At 34.1% G+C, this 22,574-nt stretch carries 23 protein-coding genes; 7 read left to right on the top strand and 16 right to left on the bottom strand.

Annotation, left to right across the window (positions count from 1 at the left end; all coding sequences use genetic code 11):
- Window positions 1-4: 4 nt before the first annotated feature.
- The 3 genes from FC97_RS07330 to FC97_RS07320 all read right to left on the bottom strand — a co-directional run bounded on the left by FC97_RS07330 (window position 5) and on the right by FC97_RS07320 (window position 2,473).
- Entirely contained in the window at window positions 5-1,378 is a 1,374-nt protein-coding gene (locus FC97_RS07330) for an MFS transporter (protein ID WP_054643726.1), read from the bottom strand.
- Between the two features lie 174 nt (window positions 1,379-1,552).
- Window positions 1,553-1,849 carry an ArsR/SmtB family transcription factor gene (locus tag FC97_RS07325; RefSeq protein WP_054643725.1) on the bottom strand — a complete coding sequence of 99 codons (297 nt, stop codon included), beginning with the start codon at window positions 1,847-1,849 and terminating at the stop codon, window positions 1,553-1,555.
- A gap of 57 nt (window positions 1,850-1,906) precedes the next feature.
- Window positions 1,907-2,473 carry a winged helix-turn-helix domain-containing protein gene (locus tag FC97_RS07320; RefSeq protein ID WP_054643724.1) on the bottom strand — a complete coding sequence of 189 codons (567 nt, stop codon included), beginning with the start codon at window positions 2,471-2,473 and terminating at the stop codon, window positions 1,907-1,909.
- Window positions 2,474-2,586: 113 nt separating this feature from the next.
- Here FC97_RS07320 and FC97_RS07315 point away from each other — a divergent pair, with 113 nt between their 5' ends.
- Window positions 2,587-3,810 carry an MFS transporter gene (locus FC97_RS07315; RefSeq protein WP_056968001.1) on the top strand — a complete coding sequence of 408 codons (1,224 nt, stop codon included), beginning with the start codon at window positions 2,587-2,589 and terminating at the stop codon, window positions 3,808-3,810.
- A gap of 29 nt (window positions 3,811-3,839) precedes the next feature.
- On the opposite strand, the gene FC97_RS07310 is transcribed toward FC97_RS07315, so the two are convergent.
- On the bottom strand, window positions 3,840-4,223 hold the full coding sequence (locus FC97_RS07310; RefSeq protein ID WP_054643723.1) for a VOC family protein: 384 nt from the start codon (window positions 4,221-4,223) through the stop codon (window positions 3,840-3,842).
- Window positions 4,224-4,337: 114 nt separating this feature from the next.
- Here FC97_RS07310 and FC97_RS07305 point away from each other — a divergent pair, with 114 nt between their 5' ends.
- Window positions 4,338-5,333 carry an ROK family protein gene (locus tag FC97_RS07305; protein ID WP_054643722.1) on the top strand — a complete coding sequence of 332 codons (996 nt, stop codon included), beginning with the start codon at window positions 4,338-4,340 and terminating at the stop codon, window positions 5,331-5,333.
- Here the strand turns inward: FC97_RS07305 and FC97_RS07300 are convergent.
- The 4 genes from FC97_RS07300 to FC97_RS07285 all read right to left on the bottom strand — a co-directional run bounded on the left by FC97_RS07300 (window position 5,330) and on the right by FC97_RS07285 (window position 11,005).
- Entirely contained in the window at window positions 5,330-5,644 is a 315-nt protein-coding gene (locus FC97_RS07300; RefSeq protein ID WP_054643721.1) for a bacteriocin immunity family protein, read from the bottom strand. The genes FC97_RS07305 and FC97_RS07300 overlap by 4 nt on opposite strands.
- A gap of 108 nt (window positions 5,645-5,752) precedes the next feature.
- The gene (locus FC97_RS07295; RefSeq protein ID WP_054643720.1) at window positions 5,753-7,954 is read right to left on the bottom strand and encodes an alpha-galactosidase; all 2,202 of its coding nucleotides are present in this window, start codon (window positions 7,952-7,954) and stop codon (window positions 5,753-5,755) included.
- Between the two features lie 10 nt (window positions 7,955-7,964).
- A complete protein-coding gene (locus FC97_RS07290) occupies window positions 7,965-9,482 on the bottom strand; it encodes a glycoside hydrolase family 32 protein (RefSeq protein ID WP_054643719.1) in 1,518 nt (505 codons plus the stop codon).
- A gap of 17 nt (window positions 9,483-9,499) precedes the next feature.
- On the bottom strand, window positions 9,500-11,005 hold the full coding sequence (locus tag FC97_RS07285; protein WP_054643718.1) for a PTS transporter subunit EIIC: 1,506 nt from the start codon (window positions 11,003-11,005) through the stop codon (window positions 9,500-9,502).
- Window positions 11,006-11,139: 134 nt separating this feature from the next.
- Between FC97_RS07285 and FC97_RS07280 the strand changes: the two genes are divergently transcribed.
- Together FC97_RS07280 and FC97_RS07275 are read left to right on the top strand one after the other, a co-directional pair.
- The gene (locus FC97_RS07280; protein ID WP_056967997.1) at window positions 11,140-11,961 is read left to right on the top strand and encodes an AraC family transcriptional regulator; all 822 of its coding nucleotides are present in this window, start codon (window positions 11,140-11,142) and stop codon (window positions 11,959-11,961) included.
- A gap of 107 nt (window positions 11,962-12,068) precedes the next feature.
- Window positions 12,069-13,238: a CAP domain-containing protein gene (locus FC97_RS07275; RefSeq protein WP_054643717.1), complete on the top strand. Its 1,170-nt coding sequence runs from the start codon at window positions 12,069-12,071 to the stop codon at window positions 13,236-13,238.
- Between the two features lie 77 nt (window positions 13,239-13,315).
- Here FC97_RS07275 and FC97_RS07270 read toward each other — a convergent pair whose 3' ends face one another.
- From FC97_RS07270 to FC97_RS07245, 6 genes are all read right to left on the bottom strand, one after another.
- The gene (locus tag FC97_RS07270) at window positions 13,316-14,146 is read right to left on the bottom strand and encodes a metallophosphoesterase family protein (RefSeq protein WP_056967995.1); all 831 of its coding nucleotides are present in this window, start codon (window positions 14,144-14,146) and stop codon (window positions 13,316-13,318) included.
- Between the two features lie 356 nt (window positions 14,147-14,502).
- A complete protein-coding gene (locus FC97_RS07265; protein ID WP_054643716.1) occupies window positions 14,503-15,018 on the bottom strand; it encodes a hypothetical protein in 516 nt (171 codons plus the stop codon).
- A gap of 72 nt (window positions 15,019-15,090) precedes the next feature.
- A complete protein-coding gene (locus FC97_RS07260) occupies window positions 15,091-15,732 on the bottom strand; it encodes an NAD(P)H-binding protein (RefSeq protein ID WP_054643715.1) in 642 nt (213 codons plus the stop codon).
- A 117-nt stretch (window positions 15,733-15,849) separates the two neighbouring features.
- Entirely contained in the window at window positions 15,850-16,827 is a 978-nt protein-coding gene (locus FC97_RS07255) for a helix-turn-helix domain-containing protein (protein ID WP_054643714.1), read from the bottom strand.
- Between the two features lie 21 nt (window positions 16,828-16,848).
- Window positions 16,849-17,661 (bottom strand): oxidoreductase, encoded by an 813-nt coding sequence (locus FC97_RS07250; protein WP_054643713.1) that lies wholly within the window; start codon window positions 17,659-17,661, stop codon window positions 16,849-16,851.
- Between the two features lie 133 nt (window positions 17,662-17,794).
- Window positions 17,795-18,670, bottom strand: a complete 876-nt coding sequence (locus tag FC97_RS07245; protein WP_054643712.1) for a LysR family transcriptional regulator — start codon at window positions 18,668-18,670, stop codon at window positions 17,795-17,797.
- Between the two features lie 127 nt (window positions 18,671-18,797).
- On the opposite strand from FC97_RS07245, the gene FC97_RS07240 reads away from it, so the two are divergent.
- Together FC97_RS07240 and FC97_RS07235 are read left to right on the top strand one after the other, a co-directional pair.
- Window positions 18,798-19,541 (top strand): SDR family oxidoreductase, encoded by a 744-nt coding sequence (locus tag FC97_RS07240; RefSeq protein ID WP_056967993.1) that lies wholly within the window; start codon window positions 18,798-18,800, stop codon window positions 19,539-19,541.
- Between the two features lie 15 nt (window positions 19,542-19,556).
- Complete coding sequence (locus tag FC97_RS07235) at window positions 19,557-19,937, top strand: DUF2255 family protein (protein WP_054643711.1); 381 nt, start codon at window positions 19,557-19,559, stop codon at window positions 19,935-19,937.
- Window positions 19,938-19,974: 37 nt separating this feature from the next.
- Here FC97_RS07235 and FC97_RS07230 read toward each other — a convergent pair whose 3' ends face one another.
- Complete coding sequence (locus FC97_RS07230) at window positions 19,975-20,823, bottom strand: NmrA family NAD(P)-binding protein (RefSeq protein WP_054643710.1); 849 nt, start codon at window positions 20,821-20,823, stop codon at window positions 19,975-19,977.
- A gap of 132 nt (window positions 20,824-20,955) precedes the next feature.
- Between FC97_RS07230 and FC97_RS07225 the strand changes: the two genes are divergently transcribed.
- On the top strand, window positions 20,956-21,528 hold the full coding sequence (locus FC97_RS07225) for a TetR/AcrR family transcriptional regulator C-terminal domain-containing protein (RefSeq protein WP_054643709.1): 573 nt from the start codon (window positions 20,956-20,958) through the stop codon (window positions 21,526-21,528).
- 19 nt (window positions 21,529-21,547) lie between these two features.
- Here the strand turns inward: FC97_RS07225 and FC97_RS07220 are convergent, their stop codons facing one another.
- Entirely contained in the window at window positions 21,548-22,567 is a 1,020-nt protein-coding gene (locus FC97_RS07220; RefSeq protein WP_054643708.1) for a LacI family DNA-binding transcriptional regulator, read from the bottom strand.
- Between the last annotated feature and the right edge of the window lie 7 nt (window positions 22,568-22,574).

Genomic DNA, 22,574 nt, shown 5'->3' with positions numbered 1-22,574 from the left:
TATTTCAATTATTATCCTTGACCCAAAGCGAGAATAGAATACCCATAAGTGACATCAAACCAGCACACATCATGGCGGCACGAAAACCATTGGTAAATGAACTAACATCTATAGTATTGCCAAATCTATAAAATACAATTACTGAAACAGTGGTTCCTACGGCACCACCCATCAAACGGAAAACATTATAAATTCCCGATGCTTTACCAATAGATGTAGGATCAACTGCTCCTAAAACAGATTTTTGTAAGGCTGGTCCTGCCATTGAGAGTCCTATACCAGCCAACGCCAACGGAATTATCATGATTAAATATGAGCTCCGTTCAGTAACCAAAATTGAAAGTAATAAGTATCCTATTCCTTGCAAGATAAGTCCCAAAGTTGCTATCAGTTTTTCTCCAAATTTATCTACTGTTTTACCAGCAAAAGGGGCTACCACAACTAAAGCTCCAGTCCAGGGTAAAATTTCTAATCCCGCATTTAGAGAATTGGCCCGACCGACAACCTGAAGAAATTGTGGTAAGAAAAATACCACGCCATACATTGCTGCATACAACATAAGAGTTGCCACGTTCCCACCAGTAAACACCTTTGAACGAAAATATTTTAAAGGAATCATCGGTTTAGATTCATTTTTTTGACGAATGATAACCCAACTTTCTAAGACTAAACTTAAAATACCAACCAACACTGATATAATTTTTGAACTGGCAGCAGTTATTTCTGACAAGGACCAGATAATACCAGCTAAAGCGAAAATGACTAATAAGGAGTCCACTAGTCCAATTTTGTCACTATTACCGATACTTTCTGGCAATATTCGTTTTGATAAATAAATTGCGACTATTCCAATAGGAACATTGATCCAAAAAATCCATTGCCAAGCTAGTTTGGCGACAATCAAGCCACCCAATGATGGTCCAACGATTAGTGCTAAACCTCCAATTCCACTCCAAATTCCCAATGCTTTACCACGCTCTGAAGCTGACAATGCATGGGTTAAAATTGCCATAGACATCGGCGTCATGACTGAGGCACCGATTCCCTCAATTATTCGAGCAATAATCAACACAGTAATATTATTAGATAATGCACAAAAAACTGAACCTAAAGTGAAGATGAAAATACCGATATTATAAATTTTTCGGCGACCAATTCTTTCACCCAGAGAAACACCAACCAGCAATACAGCACCAATTGTTATATTGTAGGCGTTCAAAGCCCACTGCAAGGTATTCACTGAAATATGAAAATCTGTTCTAATTGCAGTTGAAGCTGTCGTGACGATCATTGAATCCATCATCGACATGAAAAATCCTAGTGACGTTAATATTAAAATCCAGGTGGAACTAACTTTTTTATCCGCGGTTGCTTCCATTTGAATCTCCTCTGTTCAGTATTTTAAAATAGTTCAAATATTTTTGAACTATTAAACATTATCATTCAGTAAAATCTGTGACAATAAAAACTGCATAAAAAAAAGACGTCGTTAAAACGTCATTTTTTGAATAATTCAAAGATACCAATGGGTTCAACCATTTAGGATAAATATTTAAATATTCTGATAGAAATCAGTCACATATTTATCAAACGTACTTTCGTTCAAAGTAACATATTTTTCACGAGCTTCCCATCGCGTGTTAATTAGCCCTGCAGATTCCAATAACTTGAAATGATACGAGCCAGAAGTCTTACTGATATTGACCGCTTTTCCAACTTCACCACAGGCTATCTCGTGATCAGTATGTTTTAGATATTCAATAATTTCTAAACGAATCGGATCAGCTAGAGCTTTAAAGATTTTGACCTGTTTCTCATCTATTTGTTTTCTCAATTTAGTATTTACCATATTGTTATTTTACTTGAGATTTAATTAACAATTCAATATGTTGACTCAAAATTTTGTCTACCATTTTTCCAATTGAATCTTAACGTGACGTTTATTTTTTGAATCGGGATTAGGGTCATTTTTTTCGGCGTTATTTAATACCTTGAATAAATCTGACATGACCTTCTTTTCACCTTCTGGAGATAAATCTATTTCCCCATGCGCTGAAGTAGTATTGTCTTCATCGTTTCCATTGTTAATTGTTTCCCTCAAGGCACTAATGAATTCATGATGTTGCAACATTACTAATTGAAGTGTTTGTTCAGCGTGCTCTTTGATCCAATCATCTGAGAAATTTAAAACATTATCATCGTCATCCGCAATATATTTTGTTTTTTGATTTAAAAACAAACTAGAGTAATAATTCTCAGTTAAATTCTTGATCTTTTCTTGTTTAACGATTTTTAAAAGATCAGCATCCATCATCTTGTTCAATGTGTAATATAGCTGATTATTGGGGATTTTAGTGGCCTTTGAAATTTGTTTGGGAGTTAGTCCCTCTTCGACTTTAGTGGCTTTCAAGATTTTGCCAACTTTGTCGTCGACCATTAATTTGGCAAATTGATCTACTGTGACTTTGGACATTATTTTCACCTCTTTATCAGCATAAATGTTTGACAAATTGAAATCAAACAATTAAAATTCATTTATCATTTAAATTAATTTAAACGTAAATAATTTTATACGGACGTGATAATATGAAAAATTTAGTTAGGAATCAAGCTTTTATGACCTTAACTGGTGCTGACTTTTTTGAAACTATCGGTACTAGCCTATTCAATATTATTTTACTAACCTATGCACGTGGCTTTGCTAACGCCAGTATCATGGTTTCCATTGTTTCAGTTGCGACGGTTATGCCTGGCGTTCTCGGCATTATCACTGGGCAAATTGCCGACCGAACTTCCAATAAAAGAGTCTGGTTAGCCAGTACCAAGTTTATTCAAGCAGGACTCTATATACTTTTAGCTCAATTAATTAATCAAAAGCAAGTCTTTCTACTAATGATTATTATCTTAATCAATATTTTTTCAGATATCATCGGTATGTACAGCAATGGTTTACGTATGCCAATTATTCAAACTAAGATCGATCGTGAATCTCAAGAAGAAGCCATGGGTATCACTCAAGGTATCCTGACCATTATGCAGACTGTCGGTCAAGCTGTTGGTGTCAGTCTATTAGCTTTAACGAATAACTATCAACTAGCCGGTTATATCAACGCCTTAACCTTTTTGGTCGCCGGTATAATTCTAATTTGGGGTTACGATTCTCTCAAGGTCGAACAAGTTAAACATAAAGCACCTTCCATTCACAAACTCTTGGCTCAAATGAAACAGGCTCTCGAAAAAAGTTCTGACACTAACGCATGGGCTTTACTGGGAAGTATTTTCTTTATAAATGCTGTCGGTTCTAGTCTAGATGCCGTTATTAATCTTTATCTAGTAGATCAAGGAGATAAATTACCTCTACCCTTCAGTGTTAGCGTGCTGATTATCAATACCGTTCTTGTAGCTGGGACAATTCTAGGAAGCGTTCTACATTCTGGATGGTTCAAAAATTTGTCTTTCAAGTCTGTTATGATCACTTGTATCATAGCTTGGGGATTATTCTATATTAACCTCTTAAGCTTAAAAAGTTTTATCGCCATTATTATTCCTGTGGCTATTGGTGGCTTCTGTATGGGTCAAGCTAATCCCAAATTAACTGCGGCATTACTAAAAACTGCCGATGAAGAAATTATTGGTAGTTTAACCGGCTTAATGAATACAGTCTCAATTATTTCAATGCCCTTAGGCGCCATCGGTATCGTTCTAATTTACAATCTGATCAATCCGGCCTCAGCCTATATCGTATCAATGATATTATTAGCTCTATCAGCTGCCTGTCTTTTTCTACCTAAAAAAGGAAACGAGAATTAATCTCATTTCCTTTTTTTCATACCATTATTTTAAACCGTCAATTCAATTTGATTTCCTTCAGGATCGAGAACGACACTTTCATAATAACCATCGCCGGTTACTCTTGGTCCACTCAAATGAGTATAGCCATCTGCTTCAATTTGTGCAGACACTTCATCGACCCTTTCTTTTGATCCTAGTGACATAGCAAGGTGCATATAGCCCAATGGGTATCCGTCCAATTTTTCTTGATTCAAATCCTCACGAGTACATACTTCCAGTCTAGCTCCGTCAACGAATGTTAAAAATCGTGAAGAAAAAGTTGTTTTAACATTATGATATTTTTCAGAAGCTGTTGCTCCAAAATATTTCTCATAGAATGAAACTGTTTTTTCCAAATCATTAACGAAAAGTCCAACATGTTCAATTTTCATACTATTACTCCCCAGAAGGCTTTTTAATTAACTTTATAAACTAGGTTTACTAAGTTGCAAAATTAATATACCATTGGTGTATAGAATTGTCTAGGAAACCAAGGAGAAAAATTCATGAATAAAAATATTCCTGAACTTATGCGGGAAAGAAATTTTAATATTATTATTCAAACTATCATTCAAAATGGATCTCTTTCATCAAAAAAAATAGCCGATAGCACCGGTTTAAGTGTCGTCAGCGTTAATAAACTTATTAAAATACTTACAGAAAAAGAAATTATCATTAGTAGTTCGCAGAAAGTTTCAACTGGTGGTAGACGTGCAATACAATATACTATTAATAGCAAAAATTTTAACTTATTAACCATTCGTATCTTAGAAGTAAAGCAGAGAATGATAGCAAAATTGGAAATCATCAATTTAAATGGAGACACTATTTCTAATAATAATTTACAAGTAGAAATTGTACATCCCGAAGATCTATTACAATCGATCGAAAAGATGTTACAGGAACAAAAAATAATACCAGAATTAATTATCATTGGAACCTCCGGTGTAGAGTCAACTCAAAAAATGATTCTGAGCGACGTACCCGGATTATCCGAAGTAAATTTGGAACAGTATCTTTTTGAGCACACTAATATTACCGCCAAAGTAATTAATGACGTTAACGCTATGGTACTTGGCATCCTTAAAAATAATCAAGAAGACAATATCGTCGGAATTTACTATCCCAAAAACTATGCTCCGGGAGTTGGCTTATTAATCTCCGGTAATCTTGTTTTAGGTAAATCAGGGGCAGCTGGAGAAATATCTTTGGGACCATCCTACAAAAATACTCACTACCCAATGAAACAAGATGTTTTCGAAAAATATTTATTAAATGATCTTCAAACCATGATTGCTTTGTTAGATCCCGATAGAATAGTGGTCTTCGCTCCAGATAGAAAAATTGATAAGAATAAACTATTAAAGGTTTTGCATGGTCGAATTCATCAGATATCAGAAACCACAATTGATTTTGATAAGAACATTGATCAAGCCTATCGAAACGGCTTAATAAATTACGGTAGAGAAAAGATTTTTGAAAAAATAATTAAAAATATCTAATAGAATCTCATCATACTAAAGTAAATATCAAGCTCTGAGGGATCATATTTTCCCTTATTATTTTTACACGAATAATACAAATCAACTGCAGATTTAGGAAGACTCTTTTTTTGAGTTCTCAAATAGAAAACATAACTGTTTATATTAACACTGTATCCGGCCGAAACCAGATTAACGTCACTAGTCTTATCCAAAACTTTGGCACATTTCAAAATCAATTTAGCTAGATAATAGTCTGCTTTAACCTTAGGATCAGCATATGTTTGACTCAGTTGGTCCATTAGAATTGTAACCTCTTTACCTTGTTCCATATTCTCCTCTTTGCATATCTTTCATTTATCATCAAAAGCCTACTATACCTATCAATTTGCTGCAATAATATACAACAAAAAATTCGATATAACTTCATATCGGATCTTTTATTTTGCCTTAATTTCAAATAACTTAGTGTCAAAGTCGCACATTTCACTGCTATTAAATGAATATTCTAACGGCAAACCAATATTCATTAATTCATCACCATACAAACAGTATGCATCATTTATCGAATATCTAATTTCATCGTTTAAACCGTAAAGTTTAACCTGATCGTATCCCATATTTGGATGACTTAATCCTTTAAAATAACAAACTAAAGCTCGATTTTTATCTTGAGAAACAATCATCCATGCATCGGTACTATTTAAATGCGTTCTTAAACGGTAAAAATCACCCATAGCAATTAAATCTGCATATCTCTTTTGAAGCTTGATTTGTCCTTTAACTATTTCTAATTCTGATTCCGACAAATCCAATAGATTCAATTCATACCCAAACGTTCCAAATAAAGCAATATTACCACGAGTTTCTAAGGGAGTTCGACGGCCAGTTTGTTGATTAGGTGACACAGAAACATGCGTCCCAATAGTCGATAGAGGATAGATATATGATTCACCTTTTTGAATTTTCCATCTTTCATAGGCATCTGTGTCATCACTACCCCAAGTCTGTGGTGCATAATAAAGCATCCCTAAGTCAAATCGACCGCCACCACTGGCACAAGATTCAAAGAGAATGTCAGGGTATTTTTCTGTTAATCTTTCATATAAAGCATAAACCCCTAAAATATAACGATGATAAAATTCACCTTGCTGATTTTCAGATAAATGTTGTGAATATGGCTCTGTAATATTACGATTCATATCCCATTTAATATAATCAATCCTCGTCGTTGAAAGAATTTTATCCATTTGCTTATAAATATTTTCAACCACTGCGGGATTACTGAAATCTAAAAGATATTGATTACGACCTTGAGTACGAGCTTTATTTTTAGTTCCAATAATCCAATCTGGATGTTGTTTAAAAATCGGTGTATCTTCAGAAACTGATTCTGGTTCAAACCATAGTCCAAAATTCATACCTAATTTATGAATTCTATTGGAAAGACCATCTAATCCATGTGGTAGTTTCTTATAGTTAACACGCCAATCTCCCAATGATCCTTTTTCACTGTTGCGTTCTGCAAACCAACCATCATCTAATACGAACAAATCACAACCAACCTGAGAAGCTTTTTTAGCTAAATTTAGAATTTTCTTTTCGTCAAAATCAAAATAAGTAGCCTCCCAATTATTTATTAATATTGGATTCTTTCGCTTGCGCCACTTAGGAGCAATCAAATGATTTCTAACTAAATCATGGAAAGTTTGACTCATTTTATTAAATCCTTGATTGGAAAATACTAAAAGTGTCTGTGGCGTAACGAAGCTTTTACCTGGAAATAATTTCCAAGAAAAATGATCATCGTTGATTCCTGCCGTAATTCTGACAATATCATATGCATCCAATTCAATAGTTTCTTTGTGATTCCCGCTATAAATAGTTGATATACCGTAAACATCCCCACTACTCTGTGTAGTTTCAGCATTAGCTAACGCAATAAACGGATCATGTACATGACCACTAGCACCACGTCCACTATTAATTTCTTTGATTCCAGGATTCACAGGTTCACGATTAACGTGTTTTTCACGAGCCCAAATACCATTTAAAGTAACTAGATCATAATCATTATTTGGTATATCCAAGGCCATACTTTTCAAATTTTTAATAACATGAGCTCGATCATCATTATTGATAATTTCAATATTTCTAATCAGACTAGCATTGACATTATCAATCGTATAATTCAATTTCATTTCTAAGCCACTATATTCGTCTTTTAAAGTAATAATTAACGTTTGACAATCATCGTTTGAATATCTGACATGTGGCATACCACTAATATTCGGTACACCATCAATGATTTCATAATTAATATATTCAAAATTGGAAATTGTATCACCATCTGGATAACCTATTTCAAACGCAGGTAAACGATAATCACCAATCCCATACTCTGGGTACTCTTGCAACAATCGTGATAAAGAGGAGTGCTGGTCACCTGCAATTAAGTTTTCACCCCATGCTTTATCCGACTGAATGACATTCTTCACCGTCTCGTGATATTCAATATGTTGACCAAAATAAAGGTGCTCTAGTTTATTAATTTTCGGTGAAACTCTAAAGATATAACTTATCTCTTTATTATGTAAATGAAATATTTTTTGGCTTTTGTCAACATGAATTAAATCAACCATAAAATCACTCCTATTTGCTCATTTCATATATATTTCCCGTAATATCAGTAGTTCCACCAACACTATTTAAGAATAAATATGATTGGGATTTCTTTGGAAAAGCCCTAGAAGTGAAGACTTCCTCGCCACCATTAACAAACAATTCAACTGAGGATGTATCTGTGTATATCCGTATGTTAACTCTATTGCCTACATTATAATCAAGTGTTCTTGTTGTTCCATAAGAAATCGAAATATCCTTACCAGCCATAGAACGATCGAGTACAATCTCACCTTTTTTCTTATTTAGAATGATTCTAAATCGTCGTTGATCATCCTCATCAGCAAATAAATCAATTATAAAAGCATTAGATGTCTTGAAATCAATTGAAAAATCACATTCATTAGCAGTCTGACGCAATTTTTTTCGATAGACATTATCTGTTAATGTTTGCTTAATGATCCGTTCATTTGTTCTGCAAGTATCAAGTTCTCTAACAGGGATTTGATATAATTTATTATTTTTAATTTTCAGCTCTTTAGGAACTGTCATACATCCTGAATAATGAAATTTTTCAGTGGGATAACTAGTTTCTGGCAAACCCATCCATGAAATCAAGATTCTCCGTCCATCTGGAGAAAACATTGTTTGACTAGCATAAAGATCGAATCCATGATCTAACTCTTTTAAATTCTCTGCATTGAATTCAGTGTCTGGAAATGACACCTTATCTCCCATCAAATAACAGGTTTGATAAATATTCTGATACTTATTTCCCTCACTTTTCAATCCTTGTGGACAAAACACTAATACACCTTCATTTTCTAGTTCAAAATAGTCAGGACATTCCCACATATAGCCTAAAGAAGTATATTTAGTATCTAACTCTCCTAATAAATTCCAATCTTTGAAGTCTTTACTGTGAATAATTAGTGCAGTTCCTGTTAGATTAGTTCTCTGAACTCCCAAGATGGCATAATACTCCCCGTCCTTTTTCCAAACCTTTGGATCTCTAAAATGTGCTGTATATCCTGAAATAGCACCTTTTATTATGGGAGTACTACTACGATGTACCATATTGTTTTTATCCATATAAGCAGTAACTTGATATGGAATTCTTAACCAATTATTTTGTGTATCCGTATTAATCCAAGTATTACCAGTATAAAACATTAATAACTTATCACCTTCAGATATAGCACTACCCGAATAAGTTCCATATCGATCATATCTTGTATCACTTTCAATAGCTGCACCTAAATCTTGCCAATGAACCAAATCATCAGAAATCAGATGCTTCCACCCATGCTGTGTATAGTGTGGCCTTTGGGAATATGCTAAAGGACTCCATTGATAAAAAAGATGATATTTACCATTAAAGTAGGAAAATCCATTAGGATCACCCAAGCTACCTGATTCACTCTCCACATGATATTTTTGACGATAAGGGCTAGAACTAGTTATAATTCGTTCATTATTAATTATTTCTTTAGGAACATCAGTTAGATGATCTACCATATTCTTAAATTCTTTAATCCTATTTGTCATAGTCATTTAACCTCGTATTAATCAACGCTAACTTGTTTTGAAACAACTGATTTAGTTTTATTTGTCACTTTGGCTTTAGACTCAAATGTTGAAAACTTAGCAACTACTAACGATGCCAAGAAACCAACGGCAATTCCAACCAGATTGGTCAAAATGTAGTTCACATACCCATTATTTTGAGGAGCAGCAATGGCAATACCAGGTAATCCCGTTGTACCAAAGGAAACCGCTGTTAATTTAGTCAAATAGATATAAGCACCTGCAGCGGCCCCACCAATACAACCACCGATTAATGGATATTTGTGTTTAATATTGATACCAAATAGTGCTGGTTCTGAAATACCAAAGAGAATGGAGAAAAATGCCGAAATAGAAATTTCACGTGATTTAGCATTCTTACGATTTAAGAATAAGAAAGCTAAAACACCACCACCTTGTCCCATCAATGCGCCAGAAAACAATGGATTTAGAAAATCATGTTGAGTAGTAGAAATTAATTGTGTTTCAATAGCACCAAACATATTATGCAAACCAGTGATTACGATTAACTGTTGAATACCACCAAAAATTATATAACCAAAGATTCCTAGTGATTGTGACATCCAAACCAAGGCGTTAGTGATCCATGTTGATAATGTAACACCGATAGGTCCAACAATCATGAATAGAATAAATGATGAAATTAAAATAGTTAACATTGGTGAAAGTACGAATTGAATTACACCTGGTAACTTCTTTTGAAAGAGGTTATCTAGCTTAGCAATAACCCAACCCATAATTAAGGCCACAATTATTTGACCACCAAAATTAGTTAAAGATAACTTCCAACCAAAAATATTAGCAATTACAGCCTTAGCAGCACCCGTTTGAACATCGGACATAGCTGGTAAAGAAGCTGACATCATGACGGCACCAATTGCTAAGCCCAATACGGGTCTACCACCATATCTTTTAGTCGCTGAATAAACTACGATCAAAGGTAACATGGCGAAAATACCAGAAGATCCCAAATTAACAATTGTGCTAATTCCTGAAATGCCAGGAAACATTTGAACAAGTGATTGTGATCCAAAAATTTTCTGAGTTAATAAATTATTCAAACCTATTAAGATACCGCCTGCTAAAATACCTGGTAAAATTTCGGTAAAGACTCCCGTTAAATCATCAATAAACCTTTGAAAAAAGCCTTTTTGTTCTTCCTTATTATTAGATTCAGATTTTGCTGGTTCAGGACTACCAGAATCAACTGAATAATACTTTATGCCTGTATGTTGAATAAAAACATCAGTCACTTTATCAACTAATCCAGCTCCAAAAATGATCTGTAATTGATTCTTATTAATATTGACACCCTTCACCAATTCAATATTATTTAAAGTATCTTTATCAACTTTACTGACATCCTTTAAAGCAATTCTTAATCTTGTGGCACAGTGAAATGCTTCAATGGCATTGTCTTTTCCACCAATTGCCGGAAGAATTTCATCAGAAATTTTCTCGTATAATTTACGATCATTCTTCATAGTTATTTCCTCTCTATCCCAAAAGTTATTATTTCGTTATTTAACTTACAAATTCATTCTATAACCGGAGTAACCGTTTTCAAATGGTATAATGTTGATATCGTATGTCGAAATGTTGAATGGAGTTATTTATAATGAAGAAAAATTTTGTCTTTAGTAATGAACAATATAATCCCTACTTATATCTAACCTCTGGTGGTTATGAAGCAACAACTCCTTCACATCAATATGGACCACTAGGACGATCAGGTTATATGTTGCATTATATTTCCAACGGTAAAGGCACTTTCATCAGCGACAATATTACTTACCACATGAAAAAAGGCGACTTTATGTATATTGAACCAAAAAAAACTGTGACCATGATTGCCGATAAAAATGATCCATGGTCCTTTTATTGGATTCGCTTTACCGGTGACCTAATCAAACAATATATGTCACGAATCAACATTTCTTATCAAGATCCAGTTTTTTCAATTAACGACACCCCGATCGTTCCTCAGAAAATTGTCGAAATAGTTAATTATTCTCAAGACCCACATCGGAGCGATTTTATCTACAATGCCAAATTGCTAGAAATATTAGACTCCCTGCACAATATCTTACCCAATGTTTCTTCCAACCAATCTTCTTCATCGGAAGTTATCTACACCAAAGCCTTATACTATATTCGCAATAATTACGAATCGACTATCTCAATTAATGATGTCGTTGACTATCTGACAGTCGACCGAACCTATTTATACAAACTTTTTAAACAGAACATGAACATCGGACCAAAGGAATATTTAACTAAATATCGATTAAAAAAGGCTTCTGAACTACTCAAAGTTTCTAACGAATCTATTACTTTCATTGCTCAATCATGTGGATTTCCGAGTTATCAACGTTTTGCAAGAGTGTTTCATAAATATATAGGTTATTCTCCATCAGAATATCAAAAAAAATTCCTATAATTTTTTAATTACTTGTCAAACTTATCTGTTTTAATTAATGGAAGTAATATAGAATGTTCATTATAATTAATGTGTCATGATCTATGAGAAACGGGGGAAATATTATTATGTTTTCTAAAGTAAAAAAAACAGCAATCCTAATTGCCGCAAGTGCCCTTCTAACTACAAGTTTAGGTGGAACGGTTGTCTTTGCTGATACTGCCTCTAATACTACCGATGACTCAGCTTTAACTAAGACAAATTCTGATGCAACAGCTGACACATCATCTACGTCAACAACTACTAAAACGCAGGCTGGTTACGAAAACATTGATCTTGCTTCCGTTAAACTTGCTATGCTAAATGAACTCAATCGACTCAGATCTCAAAACAATTTGAAACCACTAACTTCGGTCGATATTCTTAACAACTATGCCCAAGCTAGAACTGACTCTTTCATCACTTCTGGCGGTGTCGATGATCATTCTAACTGGCATTCAGCAAACATGTATCCTTACAATTACACTGCTGAAGAAAATATTGCTCAGATGCCCTTCTCTATGATTGGATCAACTGATCCCCTAATTATTGCCGAAAAAATCACTGATGAATTTTACAGTGAAACATACGATTCCACTCCTGATTTTGGTCATAGAAAGAATATGCTTAATCCATACATAAGTTATGTCGGAATCGGTGTCAGTGTATCAAATACCGGCATGATCTATTTTTCCCAAGAAATGGGCAATGATCAAGAATCATATAGTAAATATGATCCCACCGATGTCAAAGATTACTATATGACTAAGTATAACGACTACGCCAATCCTTCTAAATACGATTTAGCTGATACTGACCGTAAAGGTGCCGACTATACTCAACGAAAAGACTATGTTACCGCTGACATGCGTGGTGGCGTGACGACTAAGAATTACGTTACTCCTGTTTATGACCGTTATGGAAATAAAAATAAGGATTTAGAGCTTGCACCAAATTCGGATTGGATTTCCGATATTGTCGCTACTATCAATGGTAAAAAATACTATCATGTTAGTACCAATGGTTTTGTTTCAGCCGCTGATGTTTTACCATGGGCTAAATTCCTATATGGTTCAAGTGTTACAGCAACTACTGATGCTAAGGTTTACGACAATAATGGTAACTTCACAGGTAAGATCGTACCTAAAGACAGTAAATGGATCATGGATAGACGAGCCGTTAATCCCAAAACGAAGGTAAAAATGTATCATATTGCTACTAATGCCTGGCTTCAAGAAAATCAAGTAAATGTTAATTAAAGATACCTTCGGGTATCTTTTTTTTACAAAAAAATAGTCATATCTAGTTTCCACTAAACACGACTGTCCTAACTTAATTACTTTTCAAAGAAATTACGAACTTCCCTTTTATAATGATATTTGGAGTTAACCTTTTTTAACAATTTTTGATCATGTGTTACCGTAAAACCAGTTTTACGAAGATGCTCATACAGATTAATATATGGAAGATTGTTCATCTGCGCTAATTCTATTTCTTTATCAATATCATAATCAACTTTTCTAAAATCTACTGTTATCCTACTATCATCGTCAACTGTTAAAATCACATAACACGCCCTTTGATCTGCCATTAATTTTGGATATGGGCTGTATGGCTGTCCAGTTGCCCCAGGGTTTATGATCAACTGACCCTTACTCGAAGTACGCATTACTTGTTGATGTGTATGTCCATACAATAAAATATCTTTATTTCCAGCTAAGTGATCAAAATTAATCTGTTTTTCAGCTGGAAATAAATCATGACCTGTTGAACGATCCGATCGATTATGTGACAATCCAAAATTTAATCCATTAACGGTTATTGTCGTTGAAATCGGTCTTTGAATTAGTTCTTTATAATGCTTGGGACTTAATTTGTTAATTAAGTATTCTGTTAATCTTGATAAATAAACTTCTGAAGGATCATCAAAATCAGCCTCACCATTCACAATACTATTAATTTCTTGTTCCCAATTTCCCTGTAACCAAACTGCTGGATGCAAAGATGCCACCGTTTCATAAAGCTGTTCTGCTCCAGGACCAGGCAAGAATAGATCTCCTAAAAACCAATAATCCGTCACTTCATACTGCCTAGCATCCTTTAAAACAGCGTCTAAAGCAGACATATTGCCATGAACATCGGAAAAAACTGCAATTTTGTGTAACATTATTAACATCCCCTAAGCCCATAAATTACTGTAGTTTATATATGAATAATAATTATTATTGTAGTCTTCTTTATTTATCAATACTACGAAGAGGTTATCAAAATAATATCCTTTTCGTAAATATATTATATGACTTGAGAATTAAGGCTAAAATTATAGTTTCATGCACCGATGTCGTTCTAACTACATCAATTTTTAATATCTTCATTTCATAAGAAACAGACTAAAAATAACGAACCTGCCTCTTATTTTTCTAAGCGTATACCTCTTGAATTGTATAAATAGAAGAAAAAGAAAACTCCATCAAACAAAAAAACGTTCAAATATTAGATATAAATCCAATATCTGAACGCTTCCTATAAAACAATTGTTAAAGCTATACCAAGCATTATCATAACAAGTGCGCGATATCTACTAGCAATTTCAGATTCTTTAATCATTTTTAATCTTTCTTCAACAAATTGATCCGAAAAATTTTTCAAAACGAGCTGATACAAATCAATTTGATTCCGAGCATACAATCTATATGTGTACAAGTAAACCAAAGAAAATACTATTATCAAAATGGCAGCTATCCTTGTCAAAGAATAATCGTAGTAATTATACACTACATAAAGCCCAGCCATTCCTACTACAACAGAGCAAATAAGTAACAGATAAGAATATATCCAAATATACATACTCCGTTTCATACGTTTGTATTCTTGTGGATATTCCTCCATTATATCGGCAATCCAGCGATATAGCTTTGGGCCATTAACTGTTTTATTATACTTACGAATTTGCTTAATTTCAGGTAAAGCTTTAAAAATAAAAATTATAATACTGACCAATAACAACATAGTAGATATAATTACTTTCAGCTTTAACATGGAAAATACTCTCCTAACTTTCTATGTACGAGTAATGTTACACCATAATGTACATTTCAAGATAGGCTTTAATTACATCCAACTAGGTTTATCGCCATCAGTATTTGGTTTATTCAAACCGACACTTGCTCGCAGGTCTTGACGTGGATTATTGATTAATTTCAGTACAAAATCGGCCACACTGGCACGTGAAACTTCTGTTCCCTTGAACGATTGATCTTGGGTTGTTTCTTCATAATCAATTTCATCATTATCGGTTAACCATGCTGGACGGACTTCAGTATAGTAAAGGTTTGATTGTTCCAAAAGAGTAGCTGACTCTCTAAATCCTGGTAAAAATGCCGCAATAGCCTGTTCATTCCATTCACCAAATTTACCTGGCACTTCATGATGAGCGCCTAAAGCACTAATGAAAATTAAGCGCTTCTTTCCCTCTTCTTCCATTGCAGCCAAAATACTTTTAGTTTGAGCACCCAAATCAGTTCCTCCAACATTTGAATAGATAATATCGGCTGGCTTCATAGCATTTGCTAAAGCTTGTGTTTTGAGAACATCCCCATCCACAATTGTTACTCTGTCATTTTCTTGATATTGACTCAATCTTTCAGCTTTCCTCAAAAAAAGAATCAAATTATTCTCTGTTTCCTTTAAAATGCGTTCAATTAATATTCTAGCAGTACCACCATTGGCACCAATAATCATTACTGTACTCATATATTTATTCCTGCTTTCTGATTAGCTTACTAGAATATTTTATGTTCACTTATAAAAGATGTCTAATACCTCTATCTAATATGTATCTATGCTTAAAAAGCATATCATTTATTTTAATTACTTAAGCAGTATTTTTTCTCGATAAATCGACGGACTCTTACCATACCAGTTCTTAAAAGCTCGTGAGAAGGACTCCGGATCAGAGTATCCCAATAAATAACTTATATCGATCAATGTTAAAGTTTCATCCTTCATTAAAGGGTTAACTAAACTTTGCCGAGCATACTTTACTTGTTCATTGAAAGAGGTTTTTAATGTTTTCAAATTTCGTTGTAAAGTTCGTTTACTAATATTTAAATTCTTCGATACTTCATCTATCCCAAAATCACCACTAGGAATTCTTTTTATCAAAAGCGCCTGTATATTTTCTTCCAATGATTTATCACTTTTTACTTCTAACTTCTTGCGATCCAATTCCGGACGTATAAATGTCCACATAACATTATTTGAAGATAAAAAGGGTTGAGCTAAGTCATTATTGTCAAATATAATTTCGTTCTCCATTAATTTTTCCGGAGCCATTTTTAAAACATCAACTATATCCGTTCCATAGTCATACTTGCTCCCCACTTTAATGGGCACGATCGTCTTCGAGGTACCCGTTCTCAATAGATTGAGTATCAAAAGTTGTTCTAGCATGACAGTAAAACGGGGCAATTCTAACTGTAAATCGATCCCCGAAATATGAATAGAGGTATTTTTTTCATTAGTCGTGATTGTTAGTTTCACTGGGCCTATTAGAAATTTATATTCAGCAAGCCGTTTTATAGCTTCTAACCCATTTTGGGCTGTCATTGCTGCAAAAAACGATGGCATAAAAGTATTCATTTTTTCTATTTGAGATAAATAGATAATATTTTGATCAGATGTTTTACTATCCAATACATCCAATAAACGCCAATATTCACTATTATTAAGCTCAATAGTTTCCTTCCACAGAATCTTATTGATCCCCGCCTCCTGCAATATATCATTAATATTGAGACCCATTTTATTCATAAAGGTCTGAAATTGATTAGAAATACTCAGTTTCATTGATCGAACAGCTCCTATCTATTAACTAGCATGCTTCATTATAAAATCAAAAATTGTTGTTGGTAAGATTGTTTTGGCAAATACCAACGGTTTAGCTCCAAAGCCGATAAGATATCTAGTTTTGGGATGGTCTGAACTAACTGCTCTTAAAATAGTTTTGGAAACCACTTTAGGATTAGACATCATATTAGATGAGTATTGTTTTCTCATTCCTGCAGCAGCTTTGTTGGCCTGTTCTTCATAGGCACCATCTTGAGCAGATTTTTGTAGTTTATCAGCCGCAATGAAACCCCAATTGGTTTTGATACCACCGGGTTCAATAATGGAAACTTTAATTCCAAATTCTTTAGTTTCCATTCTTAATGCGTCACTAAAAGCCTCTACAGCATACTTAGTAGCGTGATACCAAGCTCCCATATAACTAACTAAACGTCCTCCCATGGAAGAAGTATTAATGATTCGTCCCTCATGTTGTTTTCTCATATATGGTAATACTAATTTGGTTAATTGTGCCATTCCGAATAAGTTAACATCAAATTGTCGCTTGGCTTCTTCAATTGAGACATCCTCAACTGCTCCATAAGAACCATAACCAGCATTATTGATTAAAACATCAATACGTCCTTCTTCTTTGATAATAGTTTTAACAGCATTCTTAATAGATTCTTCATCAGTGATATCCAATTCCAGTGGACGGACATTATATTTTTTCAATTCATTTAACTTGTCTAATCTACGAGCTGCACCATATACGATATTATCTTGTAATGCTAATAACTCTGCTGTTTGATAACCAATCCCACTACTTGCTCCTGTAATTAAAATAACTGACATCTGTCTGCCTCCATGTCTCAATTTATGTACCCTATAATACCGACAAATGACGTCAATCTTAATGACATAAAATGACATGTACTTAGCTTATCGTGCCAAAAAAAACTGCTAGATTTTCAAATCTGCAGTTTTTTTATTTATTAATATCACTAGATATTTGTTTCAAAAAAGCTTCGGCAGCCTGAGAAAGTTTTCGTCCTTTTTGCCAAACTAAATTAGTACTTGCTGTTCGACGAGGTTTCAACGGTACAAAAATTAAATCGGATTGATTAGTATTAATAATTCCATCAACACATAGAGCGTAACCTACTCCAGCCGAAACCAGTAATGATGCGTTATAAAGCAAATTATAAGTTGCTACAATATTGAACTTCTTAGTGCTCTCACCATACCAATCCTTTAAGGCATCTAAAAAACCATTCTGCTGAGTAACAATCATGTCACGATTCTCCAAATCATCCAACGTTAGATGATCTTTATCGGCTAAATCAGAAGTACGTGGCATTAAAACTCCCCAACGACTTTCACCCAATAAGTGAATGAATTCATAATCCTTTTTTGAAGCCGGATCTACTACAATACCAAAGTCAAAGTTTCCTGAATCTAAATTTCTTCTAACATCATTAGCATTCGTACTAACAATATTAATTTTAATATGTGGATACTTATCTCTTAAAGCTTTGATTGACTGAGCTACACTAATGAAGCTTTTTGTTTCAGCACTACCGATAACGATTGATCCGGTAATATCCTGACCTATTTGCATATTATCGAGTGTTTTATCAGCCAAGGCTAAAATTTGATTCACCTGATTAGAAAAATATTCACCCTCACTAGTCAATTCGATTGAGCGTCCACCTCTTTTTATCAAAGTTACGCCTACTTCATCCTCCAAATCCTTCAATTGTCTAGAAATGGTTGGTTGAGAAACATGTAATTTTTCAGCAGCTCTACTAAAATTTAACTCTGTCGCTACCGCTTGGAAATAACGTAAAACTCGTAATTCCATTTTCATTTCTCCTTACTATTACAATATTGTATGGTTTTAGATACATTATAAGTATTAGACATTGCCTAATTCAAGACCTATTCTAATACACGTAAACAAATTGATTAACTCAAGGGGAAATATAAATATGATCAAAGATAAAGTCGTTATTATTACAGGTGCCTCAAGTGGTATTGGTGCTGCCACCGCTATGTTACTAGCCCAAAAGGGTGCTAAACTAGTTTTAGGTGCCCGTCGTGAGGAAAAATTACAACAAATCGTTAATAAAATTAAAGAAAATGGTGGCGAAGCAATTTATCGTATCACCGACGTTACCAACCCTGATGACAGCAAGCAATTAGTTAAAACTGCTAAAGACACCTTTGGTAAAGTTGATGTTATTTTCTTGAACGCCGGCTTAATGCCAAGTTCAGAAATTGATAAATTAAAAACTGACGAATGGAACAAAACCGTCGACGTTAATATCAAAGGAATTCTCAATGGTATTGCTGCCGTCCTTCCTACTTTCAAGGAACAAAATGGTGGTCATATCATTACCACTTCTTCAGTTGCCGGTTTGAAACCATATCCTGGTGTTGGCGTCTACGGTGCTACTAAGCATGCCGTTCGTGATTTAATGGAGGTTTTACGAATGGAATCTGCCCAAGAAAATAGCAATATTAGAACGGCTACAATCTATCCAGCTGCTATTCATACTGAATTATTGAGTACCATCACTGATCCTGACGCTGCTAAAGCAATGCAAGCCAACTATGATAAATATCAAATTGGACCTGATCGTGTTGCTAATGTTGTTGCCTTTGCTATTGACCAACCAGAAGATACTAATGTTAGTGAGTTTACCGTTGGCCCAACAAACCAACCTTGGTAATTAGGTGAAATTATGATGAGTGAAAACAAATGGACATTAGAACAACTCCAAAATTTTGCCAAAGCTGATGATTTTAGAGTTTCTCCATTCTACAGTGACGGTAAAACTTATGGAACGCCAACTTGGATATGGTCAGTCGTTGTTGACCATAAATTATTTATCCGTGCTTGGAATGGACAGAATTCACGTTGGTATCGTTCCGCTATTCAACAACAGGGTGGCCGAATTTTCTTAGATGGTTCTAATCATGAAGTAGTTTTCAAGAAGTTACATGATGACAGAATCAATGAATTAGTAGATCAAGGTTATCATGACAAATATCAAAATAGTCCCTACTTACCTCCAATGATTCAAGCAGGACCTCGCAGTACTACAATTGAAGTCATACCAAAATAAAGATTCCTCTAGATAAAATAAAGTCTAGAGGAGTTTTTTATTTATTGATTAATTCTTTAATTGCCGATGGCAAATCTGTTAACGGATGATCCAATACTTTTTCAAAGTCCAAGATATTGGCCTCATCTTCACCATTGTTACCTTTAAGAGTATATTCTTGATAAGCTTCTGAAACTGAAGCCCACTGTGTGGAAATACCAGCATTCTCTAATTTTGGAATAAAATTATTAACTGAGATCTCTTTAATATCTAACTTTGTATTCAAAGCCTCTTGAGTGGCTAAAGCTATTTGATGATAAGTTCTAGGTTCACCAGCTAAATCGAGTACTTCTCCATAATTTCCGTCAGCAATAACTTTAGCTCCAGCTTCGGCATACTCTCTCTTTAAGGCAAAAGACAACTTGCCCTTCTTAGCCAAATATGGAAATTGCTTTGTTTTAGCAGCATAATCGAATAAGGCTTGATTTAATTCTGTATACCAACTATTTCGTAAAAAAGTATGAGGAATACCTGATTCTTTAATCCAATTTTCCGTTTGTTTATGAATAGTTTCTAATCCAAATTTTGAATACTCAGGATGAGAAATACTTGTATAAGCAATATATTTTACGTGGTTGACTTGAGCCGCTTGAACAACATTTTGTTGGATGTTAGGTCTGGAAACTGATACAAAAAGTAGCCGATCGATTCCTTTAAGCGCATCAATCATAGAATTAGCGTCTGTGTAATCACCAATTCTGATATTAACACCTTTAGCTTTTAACGCCTCACCCTTAGTCGTACTTCTAACCAATCCAAACAAATTAGCCTCTGGTGCAAATTTCTTCAAGTAATCGATGGCATAATTACCATATTCACCACTTGCTCCGGTTATCATAATATTCATAGTAATTTCTCCTTCTTACTTTTGACATGTTGATAATACTAACGGCATGTCTAAGACATTTCATTATACAAAAGTGTTAAAATGTATAAAAATTAGATGTAATTACACTTTTATATAAATAGAGGGCTAAATATGACACTTAAAGATCAAACCAAATTGTTGTTTGCTAAAGAATTAGAGACAATGTTAAAGACCATCCCTATGGATAAAATCCGAATTGTCGATCTCTGCAAAAGATGTGACACCATTCCTCAAACTTTTTATTATCATTTTCATGATAAATATGAATTAGTGGCCTGGATTTTTCTATACGATTTTTCTTTAATCTATGGCGATAAGAAACCAGAATATTCAATTACCAGTATCAAAAGAAACCTAATTCAAATGGAAAAGCGAAAAACTTTTTACCAACGAACTTATACCGATCACTCTCAAAACTCGATAAATCAATATATACAGAAATTCAATATAGCTTCGGCTAAAGCAGCAGTGGAAAATTTTTATCAAACTAAATTAACATCTGAGCAGGAATATGCTATTAAGTACCATTCTTACGGTAGTATGGGATTATTCAATGAGTGGCTTAATAATTTGTCTTCTATTACTATAGAAGAGTTAGCCACTTTCCAATATCAACACACGCCTGAATTTTTGAAAGTAGCTTATCAAAATTATTCTTTTAGAAATTCAAAGATTTTCAAATAACACAAAAAGAGAATCTCACTTAAAAATATGTGAGATTCTCTTTTTGTGTAGTACTCTGCCGTTCTTCTATACGTGTTGGAATCATCTGTTGAAGATTAACCAACTTCTTATGCTTCTTTATATCTTCAATCCTTTGTACTCCACTCTTGCCCATTTCAAAGAAATTTTGAGAAATACTTGTCAATTGTGGCTGTACGATTCTACACATTTCTGTACCATCGATACTTACGATAGATAAATCTCCAGGAACATTCAATCCTAAATTTCTAGCTTTATTCAATAGGCCAATCGCCACCATATCACTGACAGCAACAATACCAGTCAAGTCGGTATCTTTTCCATATTGATCCATCGCCTTTTCACCAGATAAATAACTGTAGTCACCGGTTTGTATCCAATCTTCTTGGAAGACAATTCCCGCTTCATCTAAAGCTTTTTTATATCCTTGTAGCCTTAAACGTCCAGTATAAGGAAATTTATCAATTCCAGCTAGGCCAATTTTTCGATGACCTTTATCAATCAGCAATTTTGTTGCTTTATAACCAACTTCTTCATCATCCGAACTGATGAAGGGTCTGTTGTCATCAAAAGCCATTGACAAAAAACAATACGGAATTTGAGATTCCTTCAACAATTTAAGATTATCTTCTCCAAGCGCTATCGAAAGCAACAATATTCCCATCACAGGTCTTTCGATAACTGTTAATAAAGCTCTTTTTTGTTCATCAGAGTCAGCACTTCCGGCATAAACTACTATCAAATCGTAACCATGCTTTAGTGCCTCTTCTTGGATTCCATCAATTATTTCTCCGGCAAAATTAGTTTTTACAGAACTAACTACTGCTGCAATCACATTACTTTCTCTTTTCACCAGTTCAACAGCTGCTTGATTCTTCTTATATCCTAATTCTTCCGCAGCCTTTTTAACTTTCTCAGCTGTCAAAGAATTATAATACTTAGTCTTATTAGACAAAACCCGAGAGACAGTGGACGGTGCTACTCCGACTTTATTTGCAATATCTTTTATTGTCGCTGACATTCATCCA

The organism is Companilactobacillus kimchii DSM 13961 = JCM 10707 (assembly GCF_001435445.1).
GTDB lineage: Bacteria > Bacillota > Bacilli > Lactobacillales > Lactobacillaceae > Companilactobacillus > Companilactobacillus kimchii.
Note: the sequence above shows the minus strand (reverse complement) of the source record. Positions and strands in the feature narration are given on the sequence as shown.

Coding starts and splice junctions, on each gene's coding strand:
- FC97_RS07330 (WP_054643726.1), bottom strand. CDS start 1,378: ATGGAAGCAACCGCGGATAAAAAAGTTAGTTCCACCTGGATTTTAATA.
- FC97_RS07325 (WP_054643725.1), bottom strand. CDS start 1,849: ATGGTAAATACTAAATTGAGAAAACAAATAGATGAGAAACAGGTCAAA.
- FC97_RS07320 (WP_054643724.1), bottom strand. CDS start 2,473: ATGTCCAAAGTCACAGTAGATCAATTTGCCAAATTAATGGTCGACGAC.
- FC97_RS07315 (WP_056968001.1), top strand. CDS start 2,587: ATGAAAAATTTAGTTAGGAATCAAGCTTTTATGACCTTAACTGGTGCT.
- FC97_RS07310 (WP_054643723.1), bottom strand. CDS start 4,223: ATGAAAATTGAACATGTTGGACTTTTCGTTAATGATTTGGAAAAAACA.
- FC97_RS07305 (WP_054643722.1), top strand. CDS start 4,338: ATGAATAAAAATATTCCTGAACTTATGCGGGAAAGAAATTTTAATATT.
- FC97_RS07300 (WP_054643721.1), bottom strand. CDS start 5,644: ATGGAACAAGGTAAAGAGGTTACAATTCTAATGGACCAACTGAGTCAA.
- FC97_RS07295 (WP_054643720.1), bottom strand. CDS start 7,954: ATGGTTGATTTAATTCATGTTGACAAAAGCCAAAAAATATTTCATTTA.
- FC97_RS07290 (WP_054643719.1), bottom strand. CDS start 9,482: ATGACAAATAGGATTAAAGAATTTAAGAATATGGTAGATCATCTAACT.
- FC97_RS07285 (WP_054643718.1), bottom strand. CDS start 11,005: ATGAAGAATGATCGTAAATTATACGAGAAAATTTCTGATGAAATTCTT.
- FC97_RS07280 (WP_056967997.1), top strand. CDS start 11,140: ATGAAGAAAAATTTTGTCTTTAGTAATGAACAATATAATCCCTACTTA.
- FC97_RS07275 (WP_054643717.1), top strand. CDS start 12,069: ATGTTTTCTAAAGTAAAAAAAACAGCAATCCTAATTGCCGCAAGTGCC.
- FC97_RS07270 (WP_056967995.1), bottom strand. CDS start 14,146: ATGTTACACAAAATTGCAGTTTTTTCCGATGTTCATGGCAATATGTCT.
- FC97_RS07265 (WP_054643716.1), bottom strand. CDS start 15,018: ATGTTAAAGCTGAAAGTAATTATATCTACTATGTTGTTATTGGTCAGT.
- FC97_RS07260 (WP_054643715.1), bottom strand. CDS start 15,732: ATGAGTACAGTAATGATTATTGGTGCCAATGGTGGTACTGCTAGAATA.
- FC97_RS07255 (WP_054643714.1), bottom strand. CDS start 16,827: ATGAAACTGAGTATTTCTAATCAATTTCAGACCTTTATGAATAAAATG.
- FC97_RS07250 (WP_054643713.1), bottom strand. CDS start 17,661: ATGTCAGTTATTTTAATTACAGGAGCAAGTAGTGGGATTGGTTATCAA.
- FC97_RS07245 (WP_054643712.1), bottom strand. CDS start 18,670: ATGGAATTACGAGTTTTACGTTATTTCCAAGCGGTAGCGACAGAGTTA.
- FC97_RS07240 (WP_056967993.1), top strand. CDS start 18,798: ATGATCAAAGATAAAGTCGTTATTATTACAGGTGCCTCAAGTGGTATT.
- FC97_RS07235 (WP_054643711.1), top strand. CDS start 19,557: ATGAGTGAAAACAAATGGACATTAGAACAACTCCAAAATTTTGCCAAA.
- FC97_RS07230 (WP_054643710.1), bottom strand. CDS start 20,823: ATGAATATTATGATAACCGGAGCAAGTGGTGAATATGGTAATTATGCC.
- FC97_RS07225 (WP_054643709.1), top strand. CDS start 20,956: ATGACACTTAAAGATCAAACCAAATTGTTGTTTGCTAAAGAATTAGAG.
- FC97_RS07220 (WP_054643708.1), bottom strand. CDS start 22,567: ATGTCAGCGACAATAAAAGATATTGCAAATAAAGTCGGAGTAGCACCG.